The 3,909-nt window shown below is 69.3% G+C and carries 4 protein-coding genes; all 4 read right to left on the bottom strand.

Annotated features, from left to right (window positions below; genetic code table 11):
- Window positions 1-540, bottom strand: a 540-nt coding sequence (locus FGF04_RS33450; RefSeq protein ID WP_149515156.1) for a family 1 glycosylhydrolase, incomplete at its 3' end; no start/stop codon positions are given.
- Window positions 541-624: 84 nt separating this feature from the next.
- Window positions 625-1,530: a carbohydrate ABC transporter permease gene (locus tag FGF04_RS33445; protein ID WP_235882628.1), complete on the bottom strand. Its 906-nt coding sequence runs from the start codon at window positions 1,528-1,530 to the stop codon at window positions 625-627.
- Window positions 1,527-2,504, bottom strand: a complete 978-nt coding sequence (locus FGF04_RS33440; RefSeq protein ID WP_149515148.1) for a carbohydrate ABC transporter permease — start codon at window positions 2,502-2,504, stop codon at window positions 1,527-1,529. Before FGF04_RS33440 ends, FGF04_RS33445 begins: the two co-directional genes overlap by 4 nt.
- A gap of 29 nt (window positions 2,505-2,533) precedes the next feature.
- Window positions 2,534-3,781 carry a sugar ABC transporter substrate-binding protein gene (locus tag FGF04_RS33435; protein ID WP_149515147.1) on the bottom strand — a complete coding sequence of 416 codons (1,248 nt, stop codon included), beginning with the start codon at window positions 3,779-3,781 and terminating at the stop codon, window positions 2,534-2,536.
- Window positions 3,782-3,909: the final 128 nt, after the last annotated feature.

The following is a 3,909-nucleotide window of genomic DNA, read 5'->3' as shown; positions in this document are numbered from 1 at the left end:
CGGGAAGCCCTGGTCGCCCGCCTTCGCGGCGCCCGCCATCACGGCGATCATGTTCGGCTCGTTGATGGTGCACACGTGGCGGACGCCGTCGGCGACGACGGGCCCGCACTCCTCGACGTACCGCGCGAAGAGCTCGACCGCGCCGTCGGCGGTCCAGCCGCCGAGGTCCTCGAACCACTGCGGGACGGTGAAGTGGTGCAGGGTGACCATCGGGCGCAGACCGCGGGCGAGGGCGCCTTCGACCATCCGGCGGTAGTGGGCGATCTCGGCGCGGGAGAAGGTGCCGCGGACGGGCTCGATGCGGGCCCACTCGATGCTGAACCGGTAGTCGGTGAAGCCCAGTTCGGCGAGCAGGTCCATGTCCTGCTCCCAGCGGTGGTAGCTGTCGCAGGCGTCCAGGCTGGGCTCGGCGATCCCGGCCGCGGGGTCGTGCTCCTTGCGCCACCAGTCGCTGTTGACGTTGTTGCCCTCGATCTGGTGGGCGGCGGTGGAGGCGCCCCACAGGAAGCCGTCGGGGAAGCGGGTGGTGGTGTGCGTCATCGTCCGTCTCTGTCTTTCTGGTGGGGGTGCGGTGGCACGGCGGGCCGGCCCGGGGGTCGGCGGGGCGGAGGCGGTCCCGCGGGGCTACTTCAGGCCCGCGGTCGCGATGCCCTGGGTGAAGTGCCGCTGCAGGACGGCGAAGACGGCGAGGACCGGCAGGACGACGAGGAGCGAACCGGCCATCAGCATGCCGTTGCCGCCGCCGACCGTGCGGTTGGGATCGTTGGCGAAGGTCGCGAGCGCCACCGGCAGGGTGTACTTGTCCGGGTCGTTGGTGGCGATCAGGGGCCAGATGAAGTTGTTCCACGACCCGAGGAAGGTGAAGATCGTCAGTGTCGCGAGGGCGGGCCTGACCAGCGGCAGCACGATGCGCCAGAAGATGTACCACTCCCCCGCGCCGTCGAGGCGCGCCGCCTCCAGCAGTTCGTCGGGCACGGACAGCATGAACTGCCGCATCAGGAACACCCCGAACGCGCCCGCCGCGAAGGGCAGCACGAGTCCGGCGTACGTGTCGATCAGGCCGAGGCCGTTCATGAGCACGTACAGCGGCAGGATCATGAGGTTGCCCGGAACCATCAGGGCGGCCAGCACCAGCGCGAAGACCTTGGAGCGCCCGGTGAAGTCGAGCTTGGCCAGCGCGTAGCCGAGCATGGAGCAGAACAGCAGGTTGCTGACGGTCACCAGGACGGCCACGATCAGCGAGTTGAGGAAGTAGCGGGGCATGTCGAGCTGGTCGAGCAGGGCCGTGAAGTTGTCCAGCGTCCACCGCGAGGGGATCCACACCGGCGGGCTGGCCGTGAGGTCCTGCTTCGTCTTGAAGGCGGACAGCGCCATCCACAGGAACGGGGCGGCCATCAGCAGCAGCGCGACCGAGGCGGTCGCGTACAGCAGCGGGGTGCGCACCCGTCCGGTGCGGCGGCGGGCCGGCGCCTTGACCGGCGTCCCGGTCGCTGTCCCGGTCGCCGTCCCGGGGGTCGTCTGCGTGCTCATCGGGTGTTGTCCTTCAGCAGTCGGAGCTGGAGCACCGTGATGCCCATGATCACGACGAACAGGACGTACGCCATGGCGCTCGCGTAGCCCATGTGGAAGAAGTTGAAGCCCTCGCGGTACATGTCGAGCGACACGGTCAGCGTGGAGTCCGAGGGACCGCCCTGGGTCATCACGAAGGGCTCCTCGAAGACGTTGAGGTAGCCGATCGTGGTGATGACCGTGGCGTACAGCAGGGTGGGCCGCAGCAGCGGGACGGTGATGCCGCGCAGTTCCTGCCAGGCGCCGGCGCCGTCGAGGCGGGCGGCTTCGCGCACCTCGGACGGGATGGCCTGCAGTCCGGCGATGCACAGCACCATGACCGTGCCGAGGTTGCGCCACACGGCCATGGCGATCAGCGACGGCATCGCCCAGGTCTCCGAGCCGAGGAAGTCCGGCGCGGTCAGGCCGGCCTCGGAGGCGAGGGAGGCGATCAGCCCGTCGGAGGGGTCGAGCACGAAGCGCCAGACGACGGCCACGGCGACGATGGTCGTGACGACCGGGGCGTAGAAGCCGACGCGGAAGAGCGTGCGGGCCCGGTCGATGCCGTTGTTCAGCAGGATGGCCGCGAGCAGTCCGAGGACGATGGTCGCGGGGACGCCGACGACCACGAAGTAGCCGGTGTTGAAGAGGGCCTTGAGGAACTTGTCGTCCTGGAACAGCCGCGTGTAGTTGTCCAGGCCGACGAACTCCGCCTCCAGCGGGCGGGTGACGTTGCGGGCGCCGAAGTCGGTGAAGCTCATCAGGAGCGTGGCGACGATCGGGAAGAGCATGAAGACGCCGAACAGCACCAGGAACGGCGTGGAGAACAGCCACCCGGTCAGGTTGTGCCTGCTGAGCGAGCGGCGGGCGGGGCGGCGGACGGGACCGGCCGTCCCGCCGCCGGGGCTCTTGTCGACGGCCGCCCGCGGGGCGGCCGGTCCTGTGGTGAGGGACATGGGGACTCTCTCCTACGGCCTGCTGCCGCCTACTGCCGCACGAGGCCTTCGATCTCGGACTGGGCCTTGTCCAGCGCCTCCTTCGCGGAGGACTTGCCCTGGGTGACCGACTCGATGGCGGTGTCCACCTTGGAGGTGATCTCGGTCAGCTCGGGCTGGGAGGGGATGACGCGGGCGGTGTCCATCTGCTTGCGCCAGATCTGCAGGGTGGGGTCGGTGGCGAGGTCACCGGTCTTCCAGGCGGCCGTGTTGGCGGGCAGGTCGTTGGTCCGCTCGAACCAGTCCACCTGCCCCTTCGCGCCGGTGAGGTAGGAGACGAGCTCCTTCGCGGCGGCCTTGTGGTCGCTGTCGGCGGAGACGGTCAGGCTGGAGCCGCCGGCCATGGACACGGACGCCTTGTCGGCCGGTACGGGGGCGACGGCCCACTTGCCCTTCAGGTCCGGGTAGTTCTCGTCGAGGAGGTTGGTGATCCAGGGACCGCCGAAGAACATGGGCACGGCGCCGGTGTTGAAGTCCTTGGTGACGTCGTAGCCGGGGCGTACGGACTTCTCGCTGAGGCCCTTCTCGAAGTAGCTGCCGTAGTTCTCAAGCGCCTTGACCGCGGCGGCGGAGTTCACGACCGCCTTGCCGTCGTCGTCGAGGACGGCGCCGCCGGCGGAGTACAGGAACTGGTAGAAGCTCTGCACGGTGTCGAGGCCGCCGGGCTGGATGGACAGGCCCCACTTGGTGCCGGCCTTCTCCTGGTACGCCTCGGCCGCGCCCTGGAGCTGCGCCATGGTGGCCGGCGCCTCCTCGATGCCCGCCTTCTTCGCGAGGTCGGTGCGGTAGAAGAGGACGCGGGTGTCGACGTACCAGGGGACGCCGTAGGTCTTGCCGTCGTAGGAGCCCTGCTGCCAGGCCGCGGGGAAGAAGTCGTCCTCCTTGAAGACCCCCGTGTCGACCGGCTCCAGGACGCCCATGTCGGCGAACTCGCCCAGGTAGCTCCCGCCCATCTGCACCACGTCGGGCAGCTTGCCCGCGGCTGCCGCGGCGACCAGCTTCTGGTGGGCCACGTCCCAGCCGATCGGGGTGACCTTCACCGTGATGTTGGCGTGGGCCTTCTCGTACTCCTCGGCGACGTCGCCGAGCTTCTCCCCCTCCGTGCCCATCGCCCAGACGGTCAGGGTCTGCTCGGCATCGGCTGCCACGCCCGCACCGCCCGAGCCACCGCAGGCGGTGAGGGTGAGGGCGGACGCCAGGGTGAGTGCGATCGAGCCCGTGCGGACGGCGCGGTTCATGGGGGCTCCTCCTTGAGCTCTTCGATGTATGCGCTGCCTGTAAGCGCATACATCACTCTGTGGCAGTGGTTCCGCGCCTGACAAGAGGGGGCTTGGTAACACTCCCGTAACGGGCGGGGTGGTGGGGG

The organism is Streptomyces apricus (assembly GCF_008369065.1).
In the GTDB taxonomy this organism is placed as follows: domain Bacteria; phylum Actinomycetota; class Actinomycetes; order Streptomycetales; family Streptomycetaceae; genus Streptomyces; species Streptomyces apricus.
Note: the sequence above shows the minus strand (reverse complement) of the source record. Positions and strands in the feature narration are given on the sequence as shown.